Genomic DNA, 26,976 nt, shown 5'->3' with positions numbered 1-26,976 from the left:
GACGACACCGATTCACTCACACGAGTGAACCGGGTTGTCCGGCCGCCCGCTCACCGCACGCCGCCGCGACCACGAGCGCGACCGCGTGCGCGGCGACCACGGCCCGCCCGTTCCCGGCCACCACCGCGACCCCGAGGGCCGCGCCGAGCGCGTGCGCTCCCGTGTCCCCGAGCATCGTGCGCTCGGCGAGGTCGTCGGGCAGCACGGCCGCCGCGGCGCCCATGGCGACGGCGGACGTGCGCGCCGCGGGCCCACCGCGCAGCAGCCCCGGCACCCCGAGCGCCAGGACGGCGGCGCCGGCCCGGCCGGGCCGTGTGTCCACGAGGTTGACGAAGTGCGCGGCCCCGGCGATGACGACACCGGCCAACAGCCGGTCGAGGGGCCGTTCCTTCATCGCCGCGCCCGCGGCGAGCCCGGCCGCGGAGATGCCGAACAGCTTCACCGCCCCCGAGGTGACCTCGCCGTGCCGCAGCGCCGACAGATGCGCCCGGAATCCGCGCCGGGGGTCCCCCGCGCCCACCACGTCGTCGTAGGCCCCGCAGGCACCGGCGGCCAGCACGGCCAACCCGGCGGCGGGCCGCACCCGCGCCGTCCCGGCCGCCGCCGCCAGGGCGCACGCGGGCCCGGCGTACAGGCCCACGGTCCGTCCGGCGTGGTTGCGCCGCTCCCAGCGTTCCCGGCCGCCCGGTGCCACGGCGCGCAGCGCGCCCAGGCCGGTCCGCGCGAGACCCGCGGCGAGGGCGAGGGAAAGTCCGGTGCGACGACTACGGTTGATCATCCGGACACCCTACGGGCGCACGGGACCGCGCCTCTACGCGTCCTCCCGGGCCGTGGCGAGCAGTTCCTCCGCGTGGGCCCGTGCCGTCTGCGAGTCCTCCTGTCCCGCCAGCATGCGGGACAGCTCCCGGATGCGGTCCTCGCCCTCCAGCACCTTCACACCGGAGCGGGTCACCGAACCGTCGTCCGTCTTCTCCACCAGCAACTGCCGGTCGGCGAACGCGGCCACCTGGGGCAGATGCGTGACCACCACGACCTGCGCGCTCTTCGCGAGGCGCGCGAGACGGCGGCCGATCTCCACCGCCGCCTTGCCGCCGACACCGGCGTCGACCTCGTCGAAGAGATAGGTCGGCACCGGGTCCGTGCCCGCGAACACGACCTCCACGGCCAGCATCACGCGCGACAGCTCACCGCCGGACGCGCCCTTGGCGATCGGCCGCGGCGGTGCCCCGGGATGCGGGGCGAGCAGCAGCTCGACCTCGTCGGTGCCCGACGGCCCGTAGGCGACCGTACGGCCGCCGACCTCCACGCCCTCCGGGTCCTCGCTCTGCCGGATCGCGAACGACACGCGTGCGTGGGGCATGGCGAGCGAGGCCAGCTCGGCGGTCACGGCGGCGGCGAACCGCTCGGCTGCCTCGGTCCGCGCGTCCGTGAGGGCCTGTGCGAGCCCGCCCAGCTCCGCCCGCAGCGCGTCGCGTTCGGCGGTCAGCCCGCCGATCCGCTCGTCGTCGCCGTCCAGCTCGGTCAGCCGCGCGGCGCCCTGCTCGGCCCAGGTCAGCACGGCGGTGACATCCTTGCCGTACTTGCGGGTCAGCGCGGTGAGCGCGGCCCGGCGCTCCTCGACCGCCGCGAGCCGCAGCGGGTCGGCGTCCAGGTCGTCGGCATACCCGGCGAGTTCCCCGGCCACGTCGCGCAGCAGGATGCCGACCTCGCCGATCCGTTCGGCGAGCGCGGCCAGCGCCGGGTCGTGTGAGCGCACGGCGTCCAGGGCCCGCCGCGCTCCCGCGACGAGCGTGGCCGCGTCCACGCCCTCGGGGTCCTCCGGGTTGCCCGCCAGCGCGGCGTGCGCGGCCGTGGCGGCCGACGCGAGCGCCTCGGCGTGGCCCAGCCGCTCCGCCTCCTCGGCCAGCTCCACGTCCTCGCCGGCCCGCGGCTCGACGGCCGCGACCTCGTCGAGGCCGTAGCGCAGCAGGTCGGCCTCCTGGGCGCGCTCACGCGCGCGCGTGGTGATCTCGTCGAGTTCCGTCGCGACGGCCCGCAGCCGCCGGTAGGCCTCGGTGTACTTGGCCAGCGGCGCGGCGACCGCGTCACCGGCGTACCGGTCGAGGGCCTGCCGCTGCCTGGACAGCTTGAGCAGCCCCTGCTGGTCGGTCTGGCCGTGCACGGCCACCAGTTCGTCGGCCAGTTCGGCGAGCATTCCCACGGGCACGGACCGTCCGCCCAGATGTGCCCGCGAGCGCCCCTCGGCGGAGACGGTACGGCTGATCAGCAGCGCCCCGTCGTCCAGCTCGGCCCCGGCCTCCTCGGCCCGGACGGCGGCCGCGGCGTCCCCGGGCACGGCGATCCGCCCCTCGACGACCGCGTTCTTCGCCCCGATCCGCACGAGCGCCGCGTCGGCGCGTCCGCCCAGCAGCAGTCCCAGGCTGGTGACCACCATGGTCTTGCCGGCACCCGTCTCACCGGTGACAGCGGTGAACCCGGGCGACAGCTCGACCACGGCGTCGTCGATGACCCCGAGCGACCGTATCCGCATCTCCTCAAGCACGGACACGACCATACGAGGTTGTGGACGGGGAGCGCACACAGGCCACCCCATCGAGTCGGCTAGTGCGGCGCCCCGCGCCACCCCGACACCGGCAGCGCGAACTTCGCCACCAGCCGGTCCGTGAACGAGGCGTGGTGCAGCCGGGCCAGCCGCACCGGCACGGCCCCCCGTCGCACCTCGACCCGCGCCCCGGGCGGCAGCTCCACCGTCCGGCGCCCGTCGCACCACAGGACCCCCGGAGGCACGTGCGGCAGCACCTCCACCGCGAGCACCGAGTCCGGCGAGGTCACCAGCGGCTTCGCGAACAGCGCGTGCGCGCTGATCGGCACCATCAGCAGCGCCTCCACCTCCGGCCACACCACCGGCCCGCCGGCCGAGAAGGCGTACGCCGTCGACCCGGTCGGCGTCGACAGCACGATGCCGTCGCAGCCGAACCCGGTCACCGGCCGCCCGTCGATCTCCAGCACGACTTCCAGCAGCTTCTCGGCACCGGCCTTCTGCACCGCGGCCTCGTTCAGCGCCCAGTCGGTGTGCACGATGTCGCCGTTGCGGTGCACGACGACGTCGACGGTCATCCGCTCCTCGACCTCGTAGGCCCGGTTCACCACCCGGTCCACGACCTTGTCGAGGTCGTCGCGCTCGGCCTCGGCGAGGAAGCCGACCCGGCCGAGGTTGACGCCGAGCATCGGCACCCCGGAGGCGCGGGCGAACTCGGCGCCGCGCAGCAGTGTGCCGTCACCGCCGAGGACGATGAGCAGCTCGCAGCCGTCGAGGCACTGCGGGGTGGCCTCGCCGACCAGCTCGACCTCGCCCGGCAGCGGCAGATCGCGCGCCTCGGCCTCCAGGACGCGCACGCCGAGCCCGGCGAGCAGCAGCCCCTTGACCACCAGCTCCGCGCTGCGGATCGCAGCGGGGCGCCCGGTGTGGGCGAGCAGGAAAACAGTACGCGCTCGGTTCTGTGTCAACGCGGCCCCTCCGCCACTGCACGGTCAACGTCGGCCGGGTCCAGTTCGTCGGCGCCGGCCCGCAGCCACAGAAAATACTCGACGTTCCCGGAGGGACCGGGCAGCGGACTGGCGGTGACCCCCTTCACCCCGAGTCCCAGTTCCCAGGCCTTGCGGGCGACGCCCCGCACGGCCTCGGCCCGCAGTTGCGCACTGCGGACCACTCCCCCGCTGCCCAGCCGTTCCCTCCCCACCTCGAACTGCGGCTTCACCATCATCACCAGGTCGGCCTCCGGTCGTGTGCACCGCACCAACGCGGGCAGTACCAGTCCGAGTGGGATGAAGGACAGATCCCCCACGACAAGGTCCACGGGCTCCCCACCGATCGCTTCCAGCGTCAACTCGCGTACGTTCGTACGGTCCTTGACGCTGACGCGTTCATCCTGGCGCAGACTCCAGGCGAGTTGTCCGTATCCGACGTCCACGGCGACGACGTGCGCGGCGCCCGCCCGCAGCAGGACATCGGTGAAGCCGCCGGTGGAGGCACCGGCGTCCAGCGCGCGGCGCCCCTCGACGACGAGCCCGTGCGGCACGAACGCCGCGAGCGCGCCGGCGAGCTTGTGGCCACCGCGCGAGACGTAGTCGGGGTCGCCCTCGTCCGCGTTCACCACGATCGCGGCGGCGGTCTCCACCTGGGTGGCGGGCTTGGTCGCGACGGTCTTGCCGACGGTGACCCGCCCGTCGGCGATCAGCCGGCCCGCGTGCTCGCGCGAACGCGCCAGCTTGCGGCGGACCAGCTCCGCGTCGAGACGTCGGCGTGCGACTCCTGCCACGTTCGGTTCAGCTCCTGCGGTCGTACGGCGATGGGGGACCCGCGGGTCCCGGGCGGGCGTCGAGCGCGGTGAGCGCGTCGCGCAGCCTCCGGTGTACATCCTCGTACACCTCGACATGTCCGTCGGTCGCCAGGTGGTCGGCGTCGGACAGCCGCGCCAGCCCGGCGTCCACCTCGGCGTTTCCCGTCGGCGTGCGGGGGGCGTCGAGGGGCGCGGGGGCCGCGGGCTCGTACCCGGGCTCCGACCGCTCCCCGGCCTCCGTCTCCCGGGGCTCAGGCACCGGTACTGCGTCGTTCATGCCCCGACGCTACCGCGTACCCCTGGGGTACGGTCGGTCCCGATGGCGACGACTGAGGAGTGCCGCGCGGCACTCGACAAGCTCTCGGACAACATGCGCGGCGCCGAAGGGGACGTGCGGTCGGCCACCGAGCTGGACCGCTCGGTGAGCTGCCACATCACCGACCTGGACATCACCTTCGCCGGGCGCCTGGCGGACGGCGGTCTCGACGTGCGCCAGACCGTCGAGGGGCCGCCGGGCGAGAAGGCCGACATCCGGCTGGCGATGACCGGCGACGACCTCGTGGCCCTGGTGGCCGGCGAGCTGAACTTCGCCAGGGCCTGGGGCTCGGGCCGGGTGCGGCTGGAAGCGGGCCTGCGCGATCTGTTCCGGCTCAGGAAGCTTCTGTAGCGGCCATCTCCTCGGCCTTCCCGGCGCTCTCGGCGGCCGTCTTGCCGAGCTTGGCGCCGCCCGCGCCCCGTGCCTTGCGCGCGGCCGGCACCACCAGCGGCGTACCGGTCTCGGGGTCGTCGATGACCTGGCAGCGCAGCCCGAAGACCCGCTCGACGAGTTCGGCCGTGACGATGTCCTTGGGCGCGCCCTCGGCGATGACCTCCCCGTCGCGCAGCGCGATGAGGTGAGTGGCGTAGCGGGCGGCGTGGTTGAGGTCGTGCAGGACGGCCACCAGCGTGCGGCCCTGCTCCTCGTGGAGTTCCGCGCACAGGTCGAGGACATCGATCTGGTGCTGGATGTCCAGGTACGTCGTGGGCTCGTCGAGCAGCAGCAGCGGGGTCTGCTGGGCGAGCGCCATGGCGATCCACACGCGCTGGCGCTGGCCGCCGGAGAGTTCGTCGACGTAGCGGTCGGCGAGTTCGGAGATGCCGGTCTGCGCCATGGACTCCTGGACGACCCGCTCGTCCTCGGTCGACCACTGGCGCAGCAGGCCCTGGTGCGGGTAGCGGCCGCGGCCGACGAGGTCGCCGACGGTGATCCCGTCGGGCGCGATGGACGACTGCGGCAGCAGGCCGAGGGTCCGCGCGACCTGCTTGGCGGGCATCGACTGGATGACCGACCCGTCGAGGAGCACCCGGCCCTCACTGGGCTTGAGCATGCGCGAAAGGGCGCGCAGCAGGGTGGACTTGCCGCACGCGTTCGGGCCGACGATCACGGTGAAGGAGTTGTCGGGTATCGCCACCGACAGCTTCTCCGCGATGACCCGCTGGTCGTAGGCGAGGGTGACGTTCTCGGCGGTCAGGCGGTTCACATTGCTCCTTTGGTTGTTCAGCCCGCTGCGGACACCGGCGACGGCGCTCATATCCGGCCCGCCCTGCGCTCGGTGACCAGCAGCCACAGCAGGTAGACGCCGCCGAGTACGCCGGTGACCACACCCACGGGCAACTGGTCGACGCCGAAGGCCCGCTGCGAGATCCAGTCGGCGCTGACCAGCAGGGCGGCGCCCATGCACAGGGACGGCAGCAGGTTGGGTCCGGGCGAACGGGTCAGGCGCCGCGCGAGCTGCGGCGCGGTGAGCGCGACGAAGCCGACCGGCCCCGCGGCGGCGGTGGCGGCGGCGGTCAGCAGCACGGCGGCCACCAGCAGCAGCCCCCGCACCCGCTCGACGCGCACTCCGAGGGCGTACGACACGTCGTCGCCCATCTCCATCATCCGCAGCGCCCGTCCGTTGGCGAGGACGAGCGGGACGAGTACGGCGCACAGCACGAGCAGGGGCCAGACCTGCTCCCAGTCACGGCCGTTGAGGGAACCGGTCATCCACACGACGGCGCGGGAGGCGTCGACGATGTCGGCCCGGGTCATCAGGTAGCCGTTGACCGCCGTGACGATCGCGGACACGCCGATACCGACCAGGACCAGCCGGTAACCGTGCACGCCCCGTTTCCAGGCGAGCAGATAGATGGCGAGGCCGGTCACCAGGCCGCCCACGAGGGCACCGACGGTGACCTGGGCGGCGCTGCCGGAGAACAGGACGATCATGATGAGGGCGCCGGCCGTCGCACCCTGCCCGAGGCCGAGTACGTCCGGACTGCCGAGCGGGTTGCGCGAGATGGCCTGGAACAGCGCGCCGCCCACCCCGAGCGCGGCGCCGACCAGCAGTCCGACCAGGACCCGCGGCAGCCGCAGCTCGTTGACGATGAACTCCTGGCCGGCGTTGCCCTCGCCGACCAGGGCCTTGAGCACGTCGGCGGCCGGTATCTCGAAGTCGCCGGTGCCGATCAGCACGACGCTCGCGGCGAGCGCGACGACCAGCAGCACGGCGACGACGACGGCGGCCCGCACGTCCAGGCGGAACGAGAGCCCTCCCGGGCTTCGCACGACACGGTTGGTCCTCACGGTCTTCACAGCTGGGCCGTCCTGCGCCGTCGTACGAGATGGATGAAGACCGGCCCGCCCAGGACGGCGGTGACGATGCCCACCTGAAGCTCCGAGGGCCGTGCCACGATCCGGCCGAGGACATCGGCGCCGAGCAGCAGCACGGGCGACAGGATCGCGGCGTACGGCAGGATCCAGCGCATGTCGGGCCCGGTGAAGGAGCGGACGATGTGCGGGACCATCAGTCCGACGAACACGATCGGCCCGCAGGCGGCGGTCGCCGCCCCGCAGAGCACGGTCGCGGCGAGCATGGACAGCGCCCGGGTGCGGTTCAGGTTGGCGCCGAGGGCCCTTGCGGTGTCGTCGCCCATCTCCATGGCGTTGAGCGGCCGGGCCAGCGCGAGGGCGAGGGCCGTGCCCGTCACGAAGAAGGGCAGCACCTCCCTGATGGTCCCGCTCGTCGCCGAGGACAGCGAACCGACCGTCCAGAAACGCATCCGGCCCAGCGCCGCGTCATCCATGATCATCACGGCCTGGAGGTAGCCGAAGAGGGCGGCGCTGATCGCGGTGCCGGCCAGTACCAGCCGCACCGGCGTGGCCCCCCGGCTGCCGCCCAGGAACCAGACCAGCGCACCGACGCCCGCCGCGCCCGCGAAGGCGAACCAGACGTATCCGCCCAGCGAGGTGACGCCGAAGAAGGTGATGGCCGTGACGACCGCCGCGGAGGCACCCGCGTTGATGCCGAGCAGTCCGGGATCGGCCAGTGGGTTGCGGGTGAGCGCCTGCAAGACCGCTCCCGCGAGGCCGAGCGCGGCACCGGCCAGCAGGCCGAGCACGGTCCGCGACAGCCGCTCGCCGACCACCACGTCGCCGTACGTGCCCGAGTCGTGGAACAGACCGTGCCAGACCTGGGCCAGGGACAGGTCCTTGGCGCCGATCGCGATACTCGCCGACGCGACGAGCACCAGGACCGCCACGGAGACGGGCAGCCCGGCGGCACGCAGGGCACGGCGCCCGGCGGGCGGCGCGGAGTCACTCTCCACGCGCTGTTCTGAGGGACTGTCGACCAACACGTGGTTAGGCTAGCCTACCCTGCCAACCGATCACGATCCCGAGCACGTCAAGGCCGCTGTTGAGGGCGCCGACGGCGCTTGCTCCCCGTCCCCTTACGGCGGCTCACAGTCCCAGTCGGGCCAGCGCCTTCCCCGAGTCCAGCCCGCACCCCGACTCCCCGCCCGCCGTCCAGGCCGCCGCGCACAGCGCGCGCAGCCCGTCCGGCGCCGCGCCGTCACCCGCCAGCTCCAGCCGTCCCGCACCGGCCGCCGCACGCCAGCCGCCGCAGCGGAACCCGGCGTCCCCGTCCCCGGTGACCTCCGGCTGCCCGGTGAGCAGCCCGCGCAGATCGGCGTCCACATACGTCGGCCGGTGCCGGGGCGGCGCCGCCAGCAACTGCGCCCCGTCGGTCACGCCGGTCAGGACGAGCAGTGAGTCGACCTCGCCGTTGAACGCGCCCTCGATGTCCGTGTCCAGCCGGTCGCCCACCACCAACGGCCGCCGCGCGCCGGTGCGCAGGATCGTCTCCCGGTGCATGGGCGGCAACGGCTTCCCCGCGACCCGCGGATCCGCGCCGGTGGCGATCCGTACGACCTCCACCGCGGCGCCGTTGCCCGGCACGATCCCGCGGGGGCTCGGGATGGTCAGGTCGGTGTTGGAGGCGTACCAGGGCACACCGCGCGCGATGGCATGGCAGGCCTCGGCGAACCGCCCCCACGGCAGCTCGGGACCGCCGTATCCCTGCACCACGGCTGCCGGATCGTCCTCCGCCGACTCCACGGGATCGAGGCCGCGCTCGCGCAGCGCCACCCGCAGGCCCTCGCCGCCGATCACCAGCACCCGCGCGCCCGGCGGCACCTGCTCGGCGATCAGCCTGGCCACCGCCTGCGCCGACGTGATGACATCGGCGGCGCCCGTCGGTATGCCCAGCTCGGTCAGGTGCGCGGCCACCGTGTCGGGGGTGCGCAGCGCGTTGTTCGTGACATACGCCAGGTGCATGCCGCCGGCGCGGGCGGTGGCGAGCGACTCGACCGCGTGGGCGATCGCGTCCCCTCCGGCATACACCACGCCGTCCAGGTCGAGCAGCGCCGTGTCGTACGCCTCGCTCAGGCCCCGCCCACTGCCCTCGGGCCTCGTCCTGACGCTCCGGCTCATTGCACATCGCTCCTCGTTCGACGCCTTTCCCCCGATCATCCCCCATGCCACCGACACACGTACGATGCCCGGATGAAGACTGCAGGTCACCCGGAAGCAACGGCGCCCCGGGGCCTGGAACTCACCCCGTTCCGAGGCCTCCGCTACGACCCCGACCGGGTCGGCAGTCTGGCCGCCGTGACATCCCCGCCCTACGACGTTGTGGTCCGCCCCGACGGCCTGCTCCACCTCGAGTCCGCCGACCCGCACAACATCGTTCGCCTGATCCTGCCCCAGGCCGCGACCCCCGAGGCGCGCAACGACCAGGCCGCCCGCACCCTGCGGCGCTGGCGGGCGGAGGGCGTCCTGACCGCCGACCCCGAACCGGGCCTGTACATCTACGAACAGCGCGACGACGAGGGCATGGTCCAACGCGGCATCATCGGCGCCCTGCGCGTGTCGGACCCCTCGGAGCGGGTGGTCCTGCCGCACGAGGACGTCATGCCGCACGTCGTGAACGACCGCGCGGCACTCATGCGGGCCACCTCGGCGAACCTCGAACCCCTGCTGCTCACCTACCGCGGCGACGACACCACGCGGGCCACGGCCGCCCTCGTGGAGCACACCGCCGAGCAGCCGCCGCTGCTCGCCACGACCACGGAGGACGGCTTCTGCCACCGCCTGTGGTCGGTCACCGACCCCGGGGCCCTGGCCCGCGTCCGGGCCGAGCTGGCACAGCACCAGGCCCTCATCGCCGACGGCCACCACCGCTGGGCGACCTACCGCACGCTCCGCGCGGAACACCCCTCCCCGAGCCCCTGGGACTACGGTCTGGTCCTGCTGGTCGACACGGTCCGCCACCCGCTCCGGGTCCGCGCCATCCACCGCCTGCTGCACGGCCTTCCGGTCGGCGCCGCCGTGGCCGCCCTGGACGGCAACTTCCGCGTCAGCCGCCTGGACACGCCCCTGGCGGAAGCCATGGACGCGCTGGCGAAGGCCTGCGAGGCGGGCAACGCCTTCCTGCTCGCCGGTGACGGCGCCTTTCACCTCGTGGACCGGCCGGACCCCGCGCTGCTGGCCCGCACGGTCCCCACCGACCGTCCGGAAGCCTGGCGCACCCTGGACGCCACGGTCCTGCACGCCGCGCTCCTGGCCCACGTCTGGCACGTCCCGGACGACTCGGCGGCCCACGTCTCGTACATCCACGACACGGCGGCCACCGCCGAGAAGGCGGAGCGCGACGGCGGTACGGCGGTGCTGATGCACCCGGTCCACGAGGAGGTCGTCCGCGAGCTGGCCCGACAGGGCGTCACGATGCCCCGCAAGTCGACCTCCTTCGGCCCCAAGCCGGCCTCGGGCCTGGTGCTGCGCGCGCTCGACCTGTGACCCGGCATGACGAAGGGGCGGGACCGTGTGCCGCGTGTGCCGGTCCCGCCCCTTCGTCGTCAGGTCGTGGACGTCAGTCCTTCTCGCCGGCCTCGGGCTCGGCCTCGGGCTCCTCCTCGGTCTCGCCCTCGTCGAGGGCGTCCACGAACTCCACGCCCTCCAGCTCGGCGAGCCGGTCGGAGGCGTCCGTGCTGCCGTCGCGGTCGGACTCCACCGCCTTGGCGAACCACTCCCGCGCCTCCTGCTCCCGGCCGGCGGCCAGCAGCGCGTCGGCGTAGGCGTAGCGCAGCCGCGCGGTCCAGGGCTGCACGGAGTTGGAGGCCAGCTCGGGGCTCTGAAGCGTCACGATGGCCGCGTCCAACTGCCCCATGTCGCGCCGGGCGCCGGCCGCCACGAGCCGCATCTCGACCTGTCCGGCCTTGTCCAGCTTGTGCACCTCGGGCGCGCCGGCCATGTCCAGCGCCTTCTCGGGCCGGCCGAGCCCGCGCTCGCAGTCGGCCATGACCGGCCACAGCTCCACGGACCCGGTCATCCGCCGGGCGGCCCGGAACTCCGCCAGCGCCTCGGAGTACTTCTGGTTGGCGTACGCGGCGAACCCGCCCGCCTCCCGCACGGCGGCGACCCGGGACGCCAGGCGCAGGGCCACCCTGGAGTAGGCGTACGCCCCCTCCGGGTCCTCGTCGATCAGCCGGGCGACCATCACCAGGTTCCTGGCCACGTCCTCCGCGAGCGTCTTGGGCAGGCTCTGCAACTCCTGCCGTACGTCCTTGTCGATCTCGTCGCCCGTGACCTCCTCGGGGATCGGCAGGCGCTTGATCGGCTCCCGGTCCCGCTCCCGCTCCTCACGGAAACGGCCCCCACCGCCGTGCCGGTCGTCGCGCCCACGGAAGCCACCGGGCCGCCCGCCACGGTCGTCGCGGTTGTCCCGCCGCGGCCCACGCGCGCCACGGTCGTCCCGCCCGCGGAACCCACCACGGTCGCCCCCGCGCTCTCCCCCGCGACTGTCGTCACGACGGTACCCACCGCGATCACCACGGCTGTCGTCCCGCCGGAACCCACCACGGTCGCCACGGTCGTCCCGACGGAACGGGGGACGGTCACCACCACGGTCGTCCCGCCGATCATCGCGACGGTCATCGCGACGGAAGGGCGGACGGTCACCGCCCCGGTTGTCGCGGCGGTCGTCGCGGCGGAACGACGGGCGGTCGCCGCCACGGTCCCCGCGGTCGTCACGCCGGAAAGAGGGGCGGTCGTCCCGTCGATCGTCACGCCGGTCGTCACGCCGGTCATCGCGACGGAAGGGCGGACGGTCACCGCCCCGGTCGTCACGGCGGAAGCCCCGGTCGCCACCACGGTCCCGGTCGTCACGACGCGGCCCACGATCACGGTCGTCCCGACGCCCGTACCCACCACCACGGTTGTCGTCCCGACGGTCGTCCCGACGGAAACCACCACGCTGTCCACCACGGTCATCGCCACGGTTGTCGTCACGCCGGCCGAAGCCACCGCGCTCACCACGGTCGTCACGCCGGAACGGGGGACGGTCACCACCACGGTCGTCGCGACGGTCGTCGCGGCGGAACGACGGGCGGTCGCCGCCACGGTCCCCGCGGTCGTCACGCCGGAAAGAGGGGCGGTCGTCCCGTCGATCGTCACGCCGGTCGTCACGCCGGTCATCGCGACGGTCATCGCGACGGAAGGGCGGACGGTCACCGCCCCGGTCGTCACGGCGGAAGCCCCGGTCGCCACCACGGTCCCGGTCGTCACGACGCGGCCCACGATCACGGTCGTCCCGACGCCCGTACCCACCACCACGGTTGTCATCGCGACGGTCGTCCCGACGGAAACCACCGCGGTCGTTGTCCCGGCGGAAGCCGCCACGGTCCCCGCGCTGGCCACTGCGGTCGCCGCGGTCACCACTGTCCCGTCGCCGCTGGTCGCGCTCCGGTCGGTCGTCGGGAGAGTTGGTGGACATCGGTGACTCCTGTCTTCGGTACTGCAAGTCATTCTCGCGCGGCCGAGTACCCGGTGCGCTCCGGAAAAACGAAAGGACCCCTGGCCCCAGCTGAACGCTGGGACCAGGGGTCCTTTCCAAAGATTGTTCGGCGGCGTCCTACTCTCCCACAGAGTCCCCCCTGCAGTACCATCGGCGCTGTAAGGCTTAGCTTCCGGGTTCGAAATGTAACCGGGCGTTTCCCCTACGCTATGACCACCGAAACCCTAATGGTTTCGAGCGAACAAGCACACTCTTTAATTGTCTGTTCAGCTCGAAAGCCGACAACTGTTCGTTGTCTCAGAACTAACACAGTGGACGCGAGCAACTGAGGACAAGCCCTCGGCCTATTAGTACCGGTCACCTCCACACCTCACGGTGCTTCCAGATCCGGCCTATCAACCCAGTCGTCTACTGGGAGCCTTACCCCATCAAGTGGGTGGGAGCCCTCGTCTCGAAGCAGGCTTCCCGCTTAGATGCTTTCAGCGGTTATCCCTCCCGAACGTAGCCAACCAGCCATGCCCTTGGCAGGACAACTGGCACACCAGAGGTTCGTCCGTCCCGGTCCTCTCGTACTAGGGACAGCCCTTCTCAAGACTCCTACGCGCACAGCGGATAGGGACCGAACTGTCTCACGACGTTCTAAACCCAGCTCGCGTACCGCTTTAATGGGCGAACAGCCCAACCCTTGGGACCGACTCCAGCCCCAGGATGCGACGAGCCGACATCGAGGTGCCAAACCATCCCGTCGATATGGACTCTTGGGGAAGATCAGCCTGTTATCCCCGGGGTACCTTTTATCCGTTGAGCGACGGCGCTTCCACAAGCCACCGCCGGATCACTAGTCCCGACTTTCGTCCCTGCTCGACCCGTCGGTCTCACAGTCAAGCTCCCTTGTGCACTTACACTCAACACCTGATTACCAACCAGGCTGAGGGAACCTTTGGGCGCCTCCGTTACTCTTTAGGAGGCAACCGCCCCAGTTAAACTACCCATCAGACACTGTCCCTGATCCGGATCACGGACCCAGGTTAGACATCCAGCACGACCAGACTGGTATTTCAACGACGACTCCCCCTGAACTGGCGTCCAAAGTTCACAGTCTCCCAGCTATCCTACACAAGCCGAACCGAACACCAATATCAAACTGTAGTAAAGGTCCCGGGGTCTTTCCGTCCTGCTGCGCGAAACGAGCATCTTTACTCGTAGTGCAATTTCACCGGGCCTATGGTTGAGACAGTCGAGAAGTCGTTACGCCATTCGTGCAGGTCGGAACTTACCCGACAAGGAATTTCGCTACCTTAGGATGGTTATAGTTACCACCGCCGTTTACTGGCGCTTAAGTTCTCAGCTTCGCCACACCGAAATATGACTAACCGGTCCCCTTAACGTTCCAGCACCGGGCAGGCGTCAGTCCGTATACATCGCCTTACGGCTTCGCACGGACCTGTGTTTTTAGTAAACAGTCGCTTCTCGCTGGTCTCTGCGGCCACCCCCAGCTCAGACCGTAAAGATCATCACCAGGTGTGGCCCCCCTTCTCCCGAAGTTACGGGGGCATTTTGCCGAGTTCCTTAACCATAGTTCACCCGAACGCCTCGGTATTCTCTACCTGACCACCTGAGTCGGTTTAGGGTACGGGCCGCCATAAAACTCGCTAGAGGCTTTTCTCGACAGCATAGGATCATCCACTTCACCACAATCGGCTCGGCATCAGGTCTCACCCACATGCCACCCGGATTTACCTGGATGACGGGCTACACCCTTACCCCGGGACAACCACCGCCCGGGATGGACTACCTTCCTGCGTCACCCCATCACTCACCTACTAACCGCTCGGTTCAGCGGCTCCACCACTCCCCTTCACCCGAAGGCTCCAGGGCGGCTTCACGGCCTTAGCATCACGATATTCAGTGTTTGACGCTTTACAGCGGGTACCGGAATATCAACCGGTTATCCATCGACTACGCCTGTCGGCCTCGCCTTAGGTCCCGACTTACCCTGGGCAGATCAGCTTGACCCAGGAACCCTTAGTCAATCGGCGCAAACGTTTCTCACGTTTGTATCGCTACTCATGCCTGCATTCTCACTCGTGAACCGTCCACAACTCGCTTCCACGGCTGCTTCACCCGGCACACGACGCTCCCCTACCCATCACAGCACCCGTTGGGGCTACACGCTGCAATGACACGACTTCGGCGGTACGCTTGAGCCCCGCTACATTGTCGGCGCGGAATCACTAGACCAGTGAGCTATTACGCACTCTTTCAAGGATGGCTGCTTCTAAGCCAACCTCCTGGTTGTCTGTGCGACTCCACATCCTTTCCCACTTAGCGTACGCTTAGGGGCCTTAGTCGATGCTCTGGGCTGTTTCCCTCTCGACCATGGAGCTTATCCCCCACAGTCTCACTGCCGCGCTCTCACTTACCGGCATTCGGAGTTTGGCTAAGGTCAGTAACCCGGTAGGGCCCATCGCCTATCCAGTGCTCTACCTCCGGCAAGAAACACACGACGCTGCACCTAAATGCATTTCGGGGAGAACCAGCTATCACGGAGTTTGATTGGCCTTTCACCCCTAACCACAGGTCATCCCCCAGGTTTTCAACCCTGGTGGGTTCGGTCCTCCACGACCTCTTACAGCCGCTTCAACCTGCCCATGGCTAGATCACTCCGCTTCGGGTCTTGAGCGTGCTACTCAAACGCCCTCTTAGGACTCGCTTTCGCTACGGCTACCCCACCCGGGTTAACCTCGCAACACACCGCAAACTCGCAGGCTCATTCTTCAAAAGGCACGCAGTCACGAGACACCAAGCAAGCTTGATGCCCGACGCTCCCACGGCTTGTAGGCACACGGTTTCAGGTACTATTTCACTCCGCTCCCGCGGTACTTTTCACCATTCCCTCACGGTACTATCCGCTATCGGTCACCAGGGAATATTTAGGCTTAACGGGTGGTCCCGCCAGATTCACACGGGATTTCTCGGGCCCCGTGCTACTTGGGTGTCTCTCAAACGAGCCGCTCATGTTTCGACTACGGGGGTCTTACCCTCTACGCCGGACCTTTCGCATGTCCTTCGCCTACATCAACGGTTTCTGACTCGTCTCACGGCCGGCAGACCGTAAAAGAGAGATCCCACAACCCCGCACACGCAACCCCTGCCGGGTCTCACACGCATACGGTTTGGCCTCATCCGGTTTCGCTCGCCACTACTCCCGGAATCACGGTTGTTTTCTCTTCCTGCGGGTACTGAGATGTTTCACTTCCCCGCGTTCCCTCCACACTGCCTATGTGTTCAGCAGCGGGTGACAGCCCATGACGACTGCCGGGTTTCCCCATTCGGACACCCCCGGATCAAAGCCTGGTTGACGACTCCCCGGGGCCTATCGTGGCCTCCCACGTCCTTCATCGGTTCCTGGTGCCAAGGCATCCACCGTGCGCCCTTAAAAACTTGGCCACAGATGCTCGCGTCCACTGTGCAGTTCTCAAACAACGACCAACCACCCATCACCCTGCCACTCACGGCAAGTTCACTGGGGCCGGCAACTGAGGCAGCCTCACGGCCATACCCTCAGGCACCCAACAGCGTGCCCGGCCCAAACCCGTCCGATGATCATGCCTTCCACACTCCGAAGAGCAGTACTGACAGCCACCGGCCCGAGTCCGGACCGAATAGTCAACGTTCCACCCATGAGCAACCGTGCAAGACATACGCTTGCAGTCGGCCATGTGCTCCTTAGAAAGGAGGTGATCCAGCCGCACCTTCCGGTACGGCTACCTTGTTACGACTTCGTCCCAATCGCCAGTCCCACCTTCGACAGCTCCCTCCCACAAGGGGTTGGGCCACCGGCTTCGGGTGTTACCGACTTTCGTGACGTGACGGGCGGTGTGTACAAGGCCCGGGAACGTATTCACCGCAGCAATGCTGATCTGCGATTACTAGCGACTCCGACTTCATGGGGTCGAGTTGCAGACCCCAATCCGAACTGAGACCGGCTTTTTGAGATTCGCTCCACCTCACGGTATCGCAGCTCATTGTACCGGCCATTGTAGCACGTGTGCAGCCCAAGACATAAGGGGCATGATGACTTGACGTTGTCCCCACCTTCCTCCGAGTTGACCCCGGCGGTCTCCCGTGAGTCCCCAACACCCCGAAGGGCTTGCTGGCAACACGGGACAAGGGTTGCGCTCGTTGCGGGACTTAACCCAACATCTCACGACACGAGCTGACGACAGCCATGCACCACCTGTACACCGACCACAAGGGGGCGACCATCTCTGGCCGTTTCCGGTGTATGTCAAGCCTTGGTAAGGTTCTTCGCGTTGCGTCGAATTAAGCCACATGCTCCGCCGCTTGTGCGGGCCCCCGTCAATTCCTTTGAGTTTTAGCCTTGCGGCCGTACTCCCCAGGCGGGGCACTTAATGCGTTAGCTGCGGCACGGACAACGTGGAATGTTGCCCACACCTAGTGCCCACCGTTTACGGCGTGGACTACCAGGGTATCTAATCCTGTTCGCTCCCCACGCTTTCGCTCCTCAGCGTCAGTATCGGCCCAGAGATCCGCCTTCGCCACCGGTGTTCCTCCTGATATCTGCGCATTTCACCGCTACACCAGGAATTCCGATCTCCCCTACCGAACTCTAGCCTGCCCGTATCGACTGCAGACCCGGGGTTAAGCCCCGGGCTTTCACAACCGACGCGACAAGCCGCCTACGAGCTCTTTACGCCCAATAATTCCGGACAACGCTTGCGCCCTACGTATTACCGCGGCTGGCTGGCACGTAGTTAGCCGGCGCTTCTTCTGCAGGTACCGTCACTTTCGCTTCTTCCCTGCTGAAAGAGGTTTACAACCCGAAGGCCGTCATCCCTCACGCGGCGTCGCTGCATCAGGCTTCCGCCCATTGTGCAATATTCCCCACTGCTGCCTCCCGTAGGAGTCTGGGCCGTGTCTCAGTCCCAGTGTGGCCGGTCGCCCTCTCAGGCCGGCTACCCGTCGTCGCCTTGGTGAGCCATTACCTCACCAACAAGCTGATAGGCCGCGGGCTCATCCTGCACCGCCGGAGCTTTCGACCCCCACAGATGCCCGTGGAGGTCAGTATCCGGTATTAGACCCCGTTTCCAGGGCTTGTCCCAGAGTGCAGGGCAGATTGCCCACGTGTTACTCACCCGTTCGCCACTAATCCCCACCGAAGTGGTTCATCGTTCGACTTGCATGTGTTAAGCACGCCGCCAGCGTTCGTCCTGAGCCAGGATCAAACTCTCCGTGAATGCTTTCCAACATCACGGGAGCGGAACAGTCGGAGGAATAATCCGACCGTTCACAGCGTCCTCGCTGTTGTATTTCAAAGGAACCTCAACCCGATCGGATCAACCGATCAGGTCGGGGTATCAACATATCTGGCGTTGACTTTTGGCACGCTGTTGAGTTCTCAAGGAACGGACGCTTCCTTTGTACTCACCCGAGAAACTCTCTCAGGCTTTCCTCCGGGCGCTTCCCTTCGGTCTTGCGTTTCCGACTCTATCAGATCCTTTTCGGCCCGATTCCCGGTCGGCGGGATTTGTCGCAGTCCTTGGGCTTTCGCCCGTCGGCCTTTCGACATTCACTACGTTAGCCGACTTCTCCGTGGCCTCAAAATCGAGTCCCGCGGGTGAATTCCGGCATGCAGACACGCAGAATTCGCCCCCGCCGAGGGGAAATCGTAGGTAGTGGGTTGGCCACTTCCCGTTGCTGGCGATTGCCATACCGGGTCAAGCGGCTCGGGCCACGTTACGCGTTTGCCAAGAGAGAGTCAACTTCGGCGCCGCTTGGGCACATGGGCCCGATACGGGCTGACCGTCGGGTCGTCGGCGATCCAGTAGCGCCAGGGGTGGACTCCGCCCTCGCCGGACACGCCGGTCCGCGGACCGTTGCGTACCTGGTCGCGGGGTACGCGGGCGCCGGTCAGTATGCGCAGGGGGGTGTCCTCGGCCGTGCACGCGTCGGTGCCGTCGAGGGCCCGGTCCACGCCCAGGGCGGTGGCCAGACGGGCCGGGCCTTTGGCCAGTTCCTTGTCATTGCGGGCGGAGAGTCGACGGGTCCGGGCCGGCTCGGCGCCCTCGATGATCTCGCCGGCACGGAGCAGAACGGCGCTCGCCCTGCCCTCGGGCCCGCAGACCAGGTTCATGCAGAACCACATGCCGTAGGTGAAATAGACGTACACATGACCGGGCGGACCGAACATCACGTCGTTGCGGGCGGTGCGACCGCGGTAGGCGTGGGAGCCGGGGTCGTTCTCACCGTCGTAGGCCTCCACCTCCGTCAGGCGGAGGGCGATCGGGCCGTCCGGGCCGTTGCGCACCAGGATGCGGCCCAGCAGGTCGGGGGCCACCTCAAGGACGGGACGGTCGAAGAAGTCCCTGGGCAGCGGCGTACGTTCGAGGCTCGCGATCATGCCGTCCGAGCGTAACGCAGCCGGGTCCGTCCACAGGGTGGCCGAGGTGCTCTGCCTTCCTGGTGCGGGCGCGGAACCGGCCGCGGCCGAATCGCGTTTGTAGGGATCAAGGGTTCGGCAAAGCCTGGAGAGGGAGAGACATGGCGTTCAAGAAGCTGCTCGCGAGCCTGGGGGCCGGCGGGGCTTCGGTCGAGACCGTGCTGAGTGAGGACAACGTCGTTCCGGGCGGCGTCGTCCAGGGCGAGGTGCGCATCCAGGGCGGTTCCGTCGACCAGCAGATCCAGGCGCTTTCGGTCGGGCTGCAGGCCAAGGTCGAGGTGGAGAGCGGGGACCAGGAGTACAAGCAGAACATCGAGTTCACGAAGGTGCGGCTCGGCGGGGAGTTCGACCTCGGAGCCGGTGCGGTGCACGCGGTGCCGTTCGGGCTCGAGATTCCCTGGGAGACGCCGGTCACCATGATCGACGGGCAGGCGCTGCGCGGGATGAACATCGGCGTCACCACGGAGCTGGCCATCGCACGCGCCGTGGACTCCGGTGACCTGGACCCGATCAACGTGCACCCGCTGCCGGCGCAGAAGGCGATCCTGGACGCGTTCATCCAGCTGGGCTTCCGTTTCAAGAGCGCGGACATGGAGCGGGGCCACATCCGGGGCACGCGGCAGAAGCTGCCCTTCTACCAGGAGATCGAGTTCTTCCCCCCGCAGCGGTACCGGGGGCTGAACCAGGTCGAGCTGAGCTTCGTGGCCGACGCGCAGGCCATGGACGTTGTGCTGGAGATGGACAAGAAGTCGGGGCTGTTCAGCGAGGGCAGCGACACGTTCCGCTCCTTCCAGGTGGGGCTGCACGACTACCAGGGGACCGACTGGGCGGCGTACCTCAACCAATGGCTTTCGGAGGTCGGCAGCAGGCGCAATTGGTTCTAGGCTCGGTCGTCTCTGCACCACACGATCAGGAGGTTCCGAGTGACCGAGCCGAAGCGGCGTCCGCTCCCCCACGACTTCCATCCGCCCGTGCCGTCGTTCACGGTCACGAGTGACGACGTCCAGGAGGGGGCGGCGCTCAAGGACGCTCAGGTTTACGCGGCCGGCAACACCTCACCGCAGCTGCGGTGGGAGGGCTTCCCGTCCGGGACCAAGAGCTTCGCCGTGACGTGCTACGACCCGGACGCCCCGACGGGGAGCGGGTTCTGGCACTGGGTGGTGTTCGACATCCCGGCCTCGGTGACCGAGTTGCCGGCGGGCGCGGGCAGTGGCTCGTTCGATGGGCTGCCGGAGGGTGCCGTCCAGGCGCGCAACGACTACGGCAGCAAGGAGTTCGGCGGCGCCGCGCCGCCGGCCGGGGACGGGCCGCACCGGTATGTGTTCACGGTGTACGCCGTGGACCAGGAGAAGCTGGGTCCGGACGCCGCCGCCACGCCCGCCTTCGTGGGCTTCAACCTGCGGTTCCACGCCATCGCGCGTGCCCAGCTGATCGGTGAGTACGAGGTGCCCGCCGAGGGCTGAGTGTGCCGAGCGTTCATGGAACGTTTGCCCGTCCCTGGTCTTGGAATGGATCAGGGGCGGGCATTTTTGTTGCCGAGGAGTGGCGGGGGGAGACGCCCCTCGTGGGAGTGGATATTGCGTTGTCCATCCCGGCGTGCCCGGCCAGAGTTGATCCCAGCCCGCCAGGGGGTGGGCCGGTGCACACGGGAGGTGGGCTGGTATGCGGGACACGCTGGTGCTGAACGCGAGCTTCGAGCCGTTGTCGACGGTGACGTTGAACCGAGCCGTCGTTCTGGTGCTCCAGGACAAGGCCGTCGTCGAGCAGGCCCACCCCTCCCTGCGGATGCGTGGGGCAGCGCTCGACATACCGGCGCCCCGGGTGATCAGGCTCTGCCAGTACGTACGGGTGCCCTTCCGAAGACGCGCTCCGTGGTCGAGGCGGGGTGTGCTGGTCCGGGACCGGCACCGGTGCGCGTACTGCGGCAGGCGGGCGACGACCGTGGACCATGTGGTGCCGCGGTCGCACGGCGGGCAGGACACCTGGCTGAACACGGTGGCCTCGTGCGCGGAGGACAATCACCGCAAGGCGAACCGGACGCCCGAGCAGGCGGGCATGCCGCTGCTGCGGACGCCGTTCGAGCCGACGCCCGCGGACGCGATGCTGCTCGCGCTGGCCCGGGACGACTTCGAGGCGCTGCCGGAGTGGCTGGTGCTGGACGCGGCATGACGGCTGCGCGGCACTCGCCCGGGATCCGGTGGATGCGGCGCCGTCAGTCGATCGACGGCTTCTCCCTGCGTTCCTGGGCCGGGACACCGGCGCCGCCGTTGCCGCTGCCGCCGCCCGAACCGGCGCCCATGCCACCGAAGTTGCCCATGGCACCGGAGAGGCCCTTGAGGGCGTCGCCGATCTCGCTGGGGACGATCCAGAGCTTGTTGGCGTCGCCTTCGGCGATCTTCGGGAGCATCTGGAGGTACTGGTAGGAGAGCAGCTTCTGGTCCGGGTCGCCGGCGTGGATGGCCTCGAAGACCGTGCGGACGGCCTGGGCCTCGCCCTCGGCGCGCAGTGCGGCGGCCTTGGCCTCGCCCTCGGCGCGCAGGATCTGGGACTGCTTCTCGCCCTCGGCGCGCAGGATCTCGGACTGCCGGACACCTTCGGCCTGGAGGATCGCGGCGCGCTTGTCGCGGTCGGCGCGCATCTGCTTCTCCATCGAGTCCTGGATGGAGGTGGGCGGTTCGATGGCCTTCAGCTCCACGCGGTTGACGCGGATGCCCCACTTGCCGGTGGCCTCGTCGAGGACGCCGCGCAGGGCCGCGTTGATCTCCTCGCGGGAGGTCAGGGTCCGTTCCAGGTCCATGCCGCCGATGATGTTGCGCAGCGTGGTGACGGTGAGCTGCTCGATCGCCTGGATGTAGCTGGCGACCTCGTAGGTGGCGGCGCGCGCGTCGGTCACCTGGTAGTAGATGACGGTGTCGATGTTGACGACCAGGTTGTCCTGGGTGATGACCGGCTGCGGCGGGAAGGGCACGACCTGTTCGCGCAGGTCGATGCGGTTGCGGATGGTGTCGATGAAGGGGACCACGATGTTGAGGCCCGCGTTCAGTGTCCGCGTGTAGCGGCCGAAGCGCTCGACGATGGCCGCGCTGGCCTGTGGGATGACCTGGATGGTCTTGATCAGGGCGATGAAGACCAACACCACCAGGATGATCAAGACGATGATGACCGGTTCCATCGCGGTTGTCCGTCCCCTTCTCCGCCTCGGCGCTCGGGCAGATCCTATTGACCCTGACGACTGCTCATCCTACGGCTGTTGAGGATCTTGCTGGTCGAGTCTGACAGACCGTCGCGCAACTCGGGGGGCGTTCGGTCCACTTGTGCACGGCGGGGTCACATGATGATCGCCGTTGCCCCCTCGATCTCCACCACATCCACTTCCTCGCCCGCCTCGTAGGCACGCCCCGCGTCCAGCGCGCGGGCCGACCAGATCTCTCCGGCGAGCTTGATCCGGCCGCCGGAGCCGTCCACCCGCTCCAGGACGACGGCCTGTCTGCCCTTCAGGGCGTCCACTCCCGAGGCCAGTTGGGGCTGTTGGGAGCGGTGCCGGGCGGCGATGGGCCGCACGACGGCGATGAGGGCGACGGAGACGACGACGAAGACCAGTACCTGGACGACGAGGCCCGCGCCGAACCCGGAGGCGACCGCGGCGGCGACCGCGCCGACGGCGAACATCCCGAACTCCGGCATCGCGGTCACGACGAGCGGGATGCCGAGCGCTGCCGCGGCGACGAGCCACCACACCCATGCGTCTATGTCGTTCACACCGTCATGGTAGGTCCGTTGGGCCCGCCGGGGACAGGGCGCACAGGGGGCGGCTCAGGACAGCGGCAGTCCCTGCGCGGTCCAGCGGTCGCCGACCTGCTCGACGACGAGCGGGAGTCCGAAGCAGAGGGACAGGTTGCGGGAGGTGAGTTCGAGTTCCAGCGGACCGGCGGCCAGGACCTGGCCCTGACGGATCATCAGGACGTGGGTGAAGCCGGGGGCGATCTCCTCGACGTGGTGGGTGACCATGATCATCGAGGGGGCGATGGGGTCGCGGGCGAGCCGGCCGAGACGGCGCACGAGGTCCTCGCGGCCGCCGAGGTCGAGGCCGGCGGCCGGCTCGTCCAGGAGCAGCAGTTCGGGGTCGGTCATCAGGGCTCGGGCGATCAGTGTGCGCTTGCGCTCGCCCTCGGAGAGGGTGCCGAACCTGCGGTCCAGGTACTCGGTCATGCCGAGGCGGTCGAGGAAGGCGCGGGCGCGCCGCTCGTCGACCTCCTCGTACTCCTCCTGCCAGCCGGCGGTCATCCCGTAGGCGGCGGTCAGCACGGTCTGCAGTACGGTCTGGCGCTTGGGCAGCTTGTCGGCCATGGCGATGCCCGCGATGCCGATGCGCGGGCGCAGTTCGAAGACGTCGGTGCCGGGCTTGCCGAGCGTCTCGCCGAGGATGGTGGCGGTGCCCTTGCTGGGGTAGAGGTAGCTGGAGGCGACATTGAGGAGGGTGGTCTTGCCGGCGCCGTTGGGGCCGAGGATGACCCAGCGTTCGCCTTCCTTGACCGACCAGGAGACCTGGTCCACGAGAGCCCGGCCCTCACGGATCACGGATACGTCCTGAAGTTCCAGAACATCGCTCATGAGCGCCTTGTCTCCCCTTGCAGTGTGGCCGGTCTCGGCTCTCGCGTACGCCTTGGCTCGGGCCGCCGCGCCGGTGGGCGCAGGCCCTCCTGGAAATCTACGCCACCGGTCGGCGTCACCGTTCCATCGGTCCGGTCCTTAGTCTGGGGGCATGCTCTCGGAACCACGCGCAGGGCGCCTTGCCGCCTGGGGAAATGCCCTTATTGCCGGAATGGTCTCGCCTGATGACGCCGCGGTCGCGATCGTCGGCGGGGATGCGGTGCACCGGGTGGAGGGGCTGCCGGGCGAGGCGGCTCCGGTCGGTCTCACGCTGGCACTGGGCCGGCTGCGGGCGCTCGGGGCGACGGGGTTGCGCGTCGCGCTGCCCGCGCCGGGGCATCCGCTGGGGCTGAGCGGGCCGCCGGACTTCAACGCGCGGGCGCTGGAGGCGCGGGAGGCGGTGATCTGTCATGGTGCGGCGCTCGGTCTGGTGCCGGAGGTGTACGAGGCCGGGCCCGAGGGTGACGTGCGGGTCGAGGTCGGCTGGCGCTGCCTGCCGGTGCGGGAGGCGCCGCCGGCCGATGTGCCCTCGCTCGGGGAGGCCGAGCGGGAGCTGGCGGAGGCGCTGCGGGACGCTACGGAGGTACTGACGCGGCTGGACGTCGCCGGGTCGGGGCCGGTCGCGGAGGCGGCGGTCGCGGCGTACCGGGCGCGGGCGGAGCGCGGGCGGGAGGTGCTGGCGCCGGGGTATCCGCCGCGGGCGGTGCGGGTGCTGGAGCTGGCGCAGCGGGTGGGAGTGCTGGTGGCGCTGGCGTCGGAGAACGGGCCCGGGGGTGCGGTGAGCGCGTCGGAGATGGTGGCGCGCGGGGAGGCCTTGCGGCCGGTGGAGCGGACGGCCCGGCGGGCGCAGGTCGCGGCCTACAACTCGGTTGTGGAGGAGCGGGAGCGGGGCGTGCGGTGAAGTCGCCCGACGGGTGCGGGCGGGGTGCGCGGTGACACCCCCTGACAGGTACGGGCGGGGCATGCGGGACCCCTTGACAGGTGAGGGGGCGTCCGGCTGGCGCGAGGCGGGGTGCGCGGTCCGGCGTTGACGGGGGCCGCGCACCCCGCCCGAGGCCGCCCCTGCGGCACGGCTGCCCGCAGTCGCGCGGGGGCCGGGTGCCGAGGGGCGGCGTTGGGGCTGCGTCAGCGGTTGATGCCCAGGTTGCCGAAGGCCGGGTTCAGCAGCCCGACGACATTGACGCTGTTGCCGACGGCGTTGACCGGGATGTGGATCGGCGCCTGGACGAGGTTGCCGGAGACGACGCCCGGGGAGCCGATGGCCTCACCGTGGGCGTGGGAGCCGTCGGTGGCGGAGGCCATGCCCGCACCGGCGGCGATCAGCCCGCCGGCCACCATCGTCACGGCCGCTGCCTTCTTCAGGTTCTTCACTTACAAGCCCTCCTTGCGATCACCGCGGCAGTCACCGCGGCACGCACTGGAGAACGGCCGGGCGCCTCGAAGGATGCGCCATGTGGGGGACATTCCCACGACGGTATGAATCTCCGACCGGAGGGGAACCCTCCGGGCCGGCGCCGCGTACGCGTCAGTCGGCCACACCGTGGCGTACGGCCCACAGCGCGGCCTGGGTGCGGTCCGCGAGGTCGAGTTTCATCAGGATGTTCGAGACGTGGGTCTTCACGGTCTTCTCCGAGAGCACCAGCGCGCGGGCGATCTCCCGGTTGGAGCGGCCGTCCGCTATCAGGCCCAGCACCTCGCGCTCCCGCTCCGTGAGAAAACCCGCTCTGCCCTGGCCGGGGCCGCTGACCTCCTGGCTCAGCAGGGCGCCCGCGACCTCGGGCTGGAGCAGGATGTGGCCGGCGTGGACGGAGCGGATGGCGCCCGCAAGCGCGTCGGGGTCCACGTCCTTGTAGACATACCCGGCCGCGCCCGCCCGCAGGGCCGGGACCACGGTGCGCTGCTCGGTGAAGCTGGTGACGACCAGCACGCGCGCGTGGTTGTCCAGCTCGCGGAGTCTGCGCAGCGCCTCGACGCCGTCCATGCCCGGCATCTTGACGTCCATGAGGATCACGTCGGGACTCAGCTCCTCGGCGCGTTCGACCCCCTCGGCGCCGTCCGCGGCCTCGCCCACGACCTCGATGTCGTCCTGCACCTCCAGGAAGGTGCGCAGTCCCCGGCGCACCACCTGGTGGTCGTCGACGAGCAGCACCTTGATTGCGTCACCCACCGGGGACCTCCATCTCGATCGTGGTGCCCTCGCCCGGCGCGGACCGCACGGTCAGCGTGCCCCCGGTGCCGCTCGCCCGGTCGCGCATCGAGACCAGGCCCAGATGGCGTCCCGCGCGGCGCACCGTGCCCGGGTCGAAGCCGCCGCCGTCGTCGGTGACCCGCAGGACGACTTCGGTGCCGCGCCGGCGCAGGGTCACGTCGACGTGTCCGGCCCCGGAGTGGCGCAGGGCGTTGTGCAGTGCTTCCTGGGCCACGCGCAGCATCGCCTCCTCACTGGCGGCGGGCAGGGCCTTGACGCCGTGGCAGGTGAAGGTCACGCGTGCGGCGTGGGCGCGGTCGAGGACCTGGATCTGGGTGCGCAGGGTGGCGACGAGGCCGTCCTCCTCCAGAGCGGCGGGGCGCAGCTCGACGACGGCGGCGCGCAGCTCGTCGGCGGCCTCCGCGGCGAGCGTGGCGACCTGGCGCAGCTCACCCTTGGCGCGCGCGGGGTCGCGGTCGACCAGGGCGGTGGCGGCCTGGGCGGTCAGGCGCAGCGAGAACAGTTTCTGGCTGACCGCGTCGTGCAGTTCGTGGGCGAGCCGGGAGCGTTCCTCGGCGATCGTCAGCTCGCGGCTGCGTTCGTACAGGCGCGCGTTGGTGAGGGCGATCGCGGCGTGCTGGGCGAGGATGCCGAGCAGTTCCTCGTCGTCCCGGGTGAAGCCGCAGGTGCCGTCCGGTCGGGCGCAGGGTCCGCCCGCGGGGCGCACCTTGTTGGCGAGGAACAGGGCGCCGATGATCTCGTCGCCGTCGCGGATCGGCAGTCCGAGGAAGTCGACCAGGTCGGGGTGGGCGGACGGCCAGCCGCCGAACCGGGGGTCCTCGCGGACATCGGCGAGACGCTCGGGCGTGGCCTCGTGGAGCATCGCGGCGAGGATGCCGTGCTGGCGGGGCAGGGGGCCGATCGCCTTCCACTGCTCCTCGCTGACGCCGTCGACCACGAACTGGGCGAAGCCGCCGTGGTCGTCGGGGACGCCGAGCGCCGCGTACCGGGCGTCGAGCAGCTCGCGGGCCGAGGCGACGATCGTCTTGAGGAACGTCGCGCACCTCGAGATGCCTGCTCATGGCCAGCAGCGCGGAGCTGACCGCGGCGAGGCCGGACCGTGGGCCGTGACTCATGTCCTCACGGTACCGGCGGGGGCCGACAACGGGATCGGACCTGCGA

The 26,976-nt window shown here is 69.5% G+C and carries 23 protein-coding genes, 3 rRNA genes and 1 pseudogene; 7 read left to right on the top strand and 20 right to left on the bottom strand.

The genetic code is table 11. The features are described from left to right. Positions 1-16: 16 nt before the first annotated feature. The 5 genes from AC4IHM_RS26155 to AC4IHM_RS26135 are packed head-to-tail and all read right to left on the bottom strand — an operon-like array spanning position 17 to position 4,617. The gene (locus AC4IHM_RS26155) at positions 17-778 is read right to left on the bottom strand and encodes a hypothetical protein (RefSeq protein ID WP_490869439.1); all 762 of its coding nucleotides are present in this window, start codon (positions 776-778) and stop codon (positions 17-19) included. 33 nt (positions 779-811) lie between these two features. After that, complete coding sequence (gene recN, locus AC4IHM_RS26150) at positions 812-2,554, bottom strand: DNA repair protein RecN (protein WP_490869438.1); 1,743 nt, start codon at positions 2,552-2,554, stop codon at positions 812-814. Positions 2,555-2,601: 47 nt separating this feature from the next. Continuing rightward, on the bottom strand, positions 2,602-3,507 hold the full coding sequence (locus AC4IHM_RS26145; protein WP_490869437.1) for an NAD kinase: 906 nt from the start codon (positions 3,505-3,507) through the stop codon (positions 2,602-2,604). Next, the gene (locus tag AC4IHM_RS26140) at positions 3,504-4,319 is read right to left on the bottom strand and encodes a hemolysin (RefSeq protein ID WP_490869436.1); all 816 of its coding nucleotides are present in this window, start codon (positions 4,317-4,319) and stop codon (positions 3,504-3,506) included. The genes AC4IHM_RS26145 and AC4IHM_RS26140 overlap by 4 nt, the downstream gene beginning before the upstream one ends. A 7-nt stretch (positions 4,320-4,326) precedes the next feature. Then, the gene (locus AC4IHM_RS26135) at positions 4,327-4,617 is read right to left on the bottom strand and encodes a hypothetical protein (RefSeq protein ID WP_490869435.1); all 291 of its coding nucleotides are present in this window, start codon (positions 4,615-4,617) and stop codon (positions 4,327-4,329) included. Positions 4,618-4,659: 42 nt separating this feature from the next. On the opposite strand from AC4IHM_RS26135, the gene AC4IHM_RS26130 reads away from it, so the two are divergent. Then, positions 4,660-5,007, top strand: a complete 348-nt coding sequence (locus AC4IHM_RS26130; protein WP_490869434.1) for an SCP2 sterol-binding domain-containing protein — start codon at positions 4,660-4,662, stop codon at positions 5,005-5,007. Here the strand turns inward: AC4IHM_RS26130 and AC4IHM_RS26125 are convergent. The 4 genes from AC4IHM_RS26125 to AC4IHM_RS26110 form a co-directional block, all read right to left on the bottom strand. After that, a complete protein-coding gene (locus tag AC4IHM_RS26125; RefSeq protein WP_490869433.1) occupies positions 4,991-5,911 on the bottom strand; it encodes an ABC transporter ATP-binding protein in 921 nt (306 codons plus the stop codon). The two genes, AC4IHM_RS26130 and AC4IHM_RS26125, sit on opposite strands and share 17 nt — an antisense overlap. Beyond that, the gene (locus tag AC4IHM_RS26120) at positions 5,908-6,945 is read right to left on the bottom strand and encodes a FecCD family ABC transporter permease (RefSeq protein WP_490870938.1); all 1,038 of its coding nucleotides are present in this window, start codon (positions 6,943-6,945) and stop codon (positions 5,908-5,910) included. The genes AC4IHM_RS26125 and AC4IHM_RS26120 overlap by 4 nt, the downstream gene beginning before the upstream one ends. A 5-nt stretch (positions 6,946-6,950) precedes the next feature. Next, entirely contained in the window at positions 6,951-7,997 is a 1,047-nt protein-coding gene (locus AC4IHM_RS26115) for a FecCD family ABC transporter permease (RefSeq protein ID WP_490869432.1), read from the bottom strand. A 103-nt stretch (positions 7,998-8,100) separates the two neighbouring features. Continuing rightward, the gene (locus tag AC4IHM_RS26110) at positions 8,101-9,132 is read right to left on the bottom strand and encodes an HAD hydrolase-like protein (protein WP_490869431.1); all 1,032 of its coding nucleotides are present in this window, start codon (positions 9,130-9,132) and stop codon (positions 8,101-8,103) included. Between the two features lie 72 nt (positions 9,133-9,204). Here AC4IHM_RS26110 and AC4IHM_RS26105 point away from each other — a divergent pair, with 72 nt between their 5' ends. After that, complete coding sequence (locus tag AC4IHM_RS26105; RefSeq protein ID WP_490869430.1) at positions 9,205-10,497, top strand: DUF1015 domain-containing protein; 1,293 nt, start codon at positions 9,205-9,207, stop codon at positions 10,495-10,497. A gap of 73 nt (positions 10,498-10,570) precedes the next feature. Here AC4IHM_RS26105 and AC4IHM_RS26100 read toward each other — a convergent pair whose 3' ends face one another. Then, complete coding sequence (locus AC4IHM_RS26100) at positions 10,571-11,305, bottom strand: tetratricopeptide repeat protein (protein ID WP_490870937.1); 735 nt, start codon at positions 11,303-11,305, stop codon at positions 10,571-10,573. 57 nt (positions 11,306-11,362) lie between these two features. Between AC4IHM_RS26100 and AC4IHM_RS26095 the strand changes: the two genes are divergently transcribed. Further along, positions 11,363-12,478, top strand: coding sequence for a hypothetical protein (locus AC4IHM_RS26095; RefSeq protein WP_490871024.1), 1,116 nt, complete (start codon positions 11,363-11,365; stop codon positions 12,476-12,478). Between the two features lie 119 nt (positions 12,479-12,597). Here AC4IHM_RS26095 and rrf read toward each other — a convergent pair. From rrf to AC4IHM_RS26075, 4 genes are all read right to left on the bottom strand, one after another. Further along, a 5S ribosomal RNA gene (gene rrf / locus AC4IHM_RS26090) occupies positions 12,598-12,714 on the bottom strand. Positions 12,715-12,820: 106 nt separating this feature from the next. After that, a 23S ribosomal RNA gene (locus AC4IHM_RS26085) occupies positions 12,821-15,943 on the bottom strand. 283 nt (positions 15,944-16,226) lie between these two features. After that, positions 16,227-17,754 (bottom strand): 16S ribosomal RNA (locus AC4IHM_RS26080). The 16S, 23S and 5S rRNA genes sit together here, the layout of an rRNA operon. A gap of 521 nt (positions 17,755-18,275) precedes the next feature. Further along, positions 18,276-18,917: a DNA-3-methyladenine glycosylase gene (locus AC4IHM_RS26075; RefSeq protein ID WP_490869429.1), complete on the bottom strand. Its 642-nt coding sequence runs from the start codon at positions 18,915-18,917 to the stop codon at positions 18,276-18,278. A 140-nt stretch (positions 18,918-19,057) separates the two neighbouring features. Here AC4IHM_RS26075 and AC4IHM_RS26070 point away from each other — a divergent pair, with 140 nt between their 5' ends. The 3 genes from AC4IHM_RS26070 to AC4IHM_RS26060 all read left to right on the top strand — a co-directional run bounded on the left by AC4IHM_RS26070 (position 19,058) and on the right by AC4IHM_RS26060 (position 21,125). Continuing rightward, entirely contained in the window at positions 19,058-19,840 is a 783-nt protein-coding gene (locus tag AC4IHM_RS26070; protein ID WP_490869428.1) for a sporulation protein, read from the top strand. A gap of 39 nt (positions 19,841-19,879) precedes the next feature. Further along, complete coding sequence (locus AC4IHM_RS26065) at positions 19,880-20,419, top strand: YbhB/YbcL family Raf kinase inhibitor-like protein (protein WP_490869427.1); 540 nt, start codon at positions 19,880-19,882, stop codon at positions 20,417-20,419. Between the two features lie 199 nt (positions 20,420-20,618). Next, on the top strand, positions 20,619-21,125 hold the full coding sequence (locus AC4IHM_RS26060; protein ID WP_490869426.1) for an HNH endonuclease: 507 nt from the start codon (positions 20,619-20,621) through the stop codon (positions 21,123-21,125). Positions 21,126-21,168: 43 nt separating this feature from the next. Here the strand turns inward: AC4IHM_RS26060 and AC4IHM_RS26055 are convergent, their stop codons facing one another. The 3 genes from AC4IHM_RS26055 to AC4IHM_RS26045 form a co-directional block, all read right to left on the bottom strand. Beyond that, complete coding sequence (locus AC4IHM_RS26055; RefSeq protein ID WP_490869425.1) at positions 21,169-22,128, bottom strand: SPFH domain-containing protein; 960 nt, start codon at positions 22,126-22,128, stop codon at positions 21,169-21,171. Between the two features lie 155 nt (positions 22,129-22,283). Next, on the bottom strand, positions 22,284-22,715 hold the full coding sequence (locus AC4IHM_RS26050; protein WP_490869424.1) for an NfeD family protein: 432 nt from the start codon (positions 22,713-22,715) through the stop codon (positions 22,284-22,286). 54 nt (positions 22,716-22,769) lie between these two features. Continuing rightward, on the bottom strand, positions 22,770-23,567 hold the full coding sequence (locus AC4IHM_RS26045; protein ID WP_490869423.1) for an ABC transporter ATP-binding protein: 798 nt from the start codon (positions 23,565-23,567) through the stop codon (positions 22,770-22,772). 151 nt (positions 23,568-23,718) lie between these two features. Between AC4IHM_RS26045 and AC4IHM_RS26040 the strand changes: the two genes are divergently transcribed. Beyond that, on the top strand, positions 23,719-24,507 hold the full coding sequence (locus tag AC4IHM_RS26040; protein WP_490869422.1) for an Rv1486c family protein: 789 nt from the start codon (positions 23,719-23,721) through the stop codon (positions 24,505-24,507). Positions 24,508-24,731: 224 nt separating this feature from the next. Here AC4IHM_RS26040 and chpE read toward each other — a convergent pair whose 3' ends face one another. The 3 genes and pseudogenes from chpE to AC4IHM_RS26025 form a co-directional block, all read right to left on the bottom strand. Further along, complete coding sequence (gene chpE / locus AC4IHM_RS26035; protein WP_490869421.1) at positions 24,732-24,977, bottom strand: chaplin ChpE; 246 nt, start codon at positions 24,975-24,977, stop codon at positions 24,732-24,734. A gap of 154 nt (positions 24,978-25,131) precedes the next feature. Next, positions 25,132-25,773: a response regulator gene (locus AC4IHM_RS26030; RefSeq protein ID WP_490869420.1), complete on the bottom strand. Its 642-nt coding sequence runs from the start codon at positions 25,771-25,773 to the stop codon at positions 25,132-25,134. Next, positions 25,766-26,930, bottom strand: a pseudogene (locus AC4IHM_RS26025) (GAF domain-containing sensor histidine kinase). The gene AC4IHM_RS26030 and the pseudogene AC4IHM_RS26025 overlap by 8 nt, the downstream one beginning before the upstream one ends. Between the last annotated feature and the right edge of the window lie 46 nt (positions 26,931-26,976).

The organism is Streptomyces sp. SL06, assembly GCF_058244745.1.
This window is presented reverse-complemented; position numbering and strand designations above follow the sequence as displayed.

Bases quoted from the DNA above. Each gene is read 5' to 3' on its own strand.
- AC4IHM_RS26070 (WP_490869428.1), top strand. From the start codon at position 19,058: ATGGCGTTCAAGAAGCTGCTCGCGAGCCTGGGGGCCGGCGGGGCTTCG.
- AC4IHM_RS26105 (WP_490869430.1), top strand. From the start codon at position 9,205: ATGAAGACTGCAGGTCACCCGGAAGCAACGGCGCCCCGGGGCCTGGAA.
- AC4IHM_RS26060 (WP_490869426.1), top strand. From the start codon at position 20,619: ATGCGGGACACGCTGGTGCTGAACGCGAGCTTCGAGCCGTTGTCGACG.
- AC4IHM_RS26075 (WP_490869429.1), bottom strand. From the start codon at position 18,917: ATGATCGCGAGCCTCGAACGTACGCCGCTGCCCAGGGACTTCTTCGAC.
- AC4IHM_RS26155 (WP_490869439.1), bottom strand. From the start codon at position 778: ATGATCAACCGTAGTCGTCGCACCGGACTTTCCCTCGCCCTCGCCGCG.
- AC4IHM_RS26110 (WP_490869431.1), bottom strand. From the start codon at position 9,132: ATGAGCCGGAGCGTCAGGACGAGGCCCGAGGGCAGTGGGCGGGGCCTG.
- AC4IHM_RS26040 (WP_490869422.1), top strand. From the start codon at position 23,719: ATGCTCTCGGAACCACGCGCAGGGCGCCTTGCCGCCTGGGGAAATGCC.
- AC4IHM_RS26130 (WP_490869434.1), top strand. From the start codon at position 4,660: ATGGCGACGACTGAGGAGTGCCGCGCGGCACTCGACAAGCTCTCGGAC.
- AC4IHM_RS26125 (WP_490869433.1), bottom strand. From the start codon at position 5,911: ATGAGCGCCGTCGCCGGTGTCCGCAGCGGGCTGAACAACCAAAGGAGC.
- AC4IHM_RS26055 (WP_490869425.1), bottom strand. From the start codon at position 22,128: ATGGAACCGGTCATCATCGTCTTGATCATCCTGGTGGTGTTGGTCTTC.
- AC4IHM_RS26045 (WP_490869423.1), bottom strand. From the start codon at position 23,567: ATGAGCGATGTTCTGGAACTTCAGGACGTATCCGTGATCCGTGAGGGC.
- recN (WP_490869438.1), bottom strand. From the start codon at position 2,554: ATGGTCGTGTCCGTGCTTGAGGAGATGCGGATACGGTCGCTCGGGGTC.
- AC4IHM_RS26135 (WP_490869435.1), bottom strand. From the start codon at position 4,617: ATGAACGACGCAGTACCGGTGCCTGAGCCCCGGGAGACGGAGGCCGGG.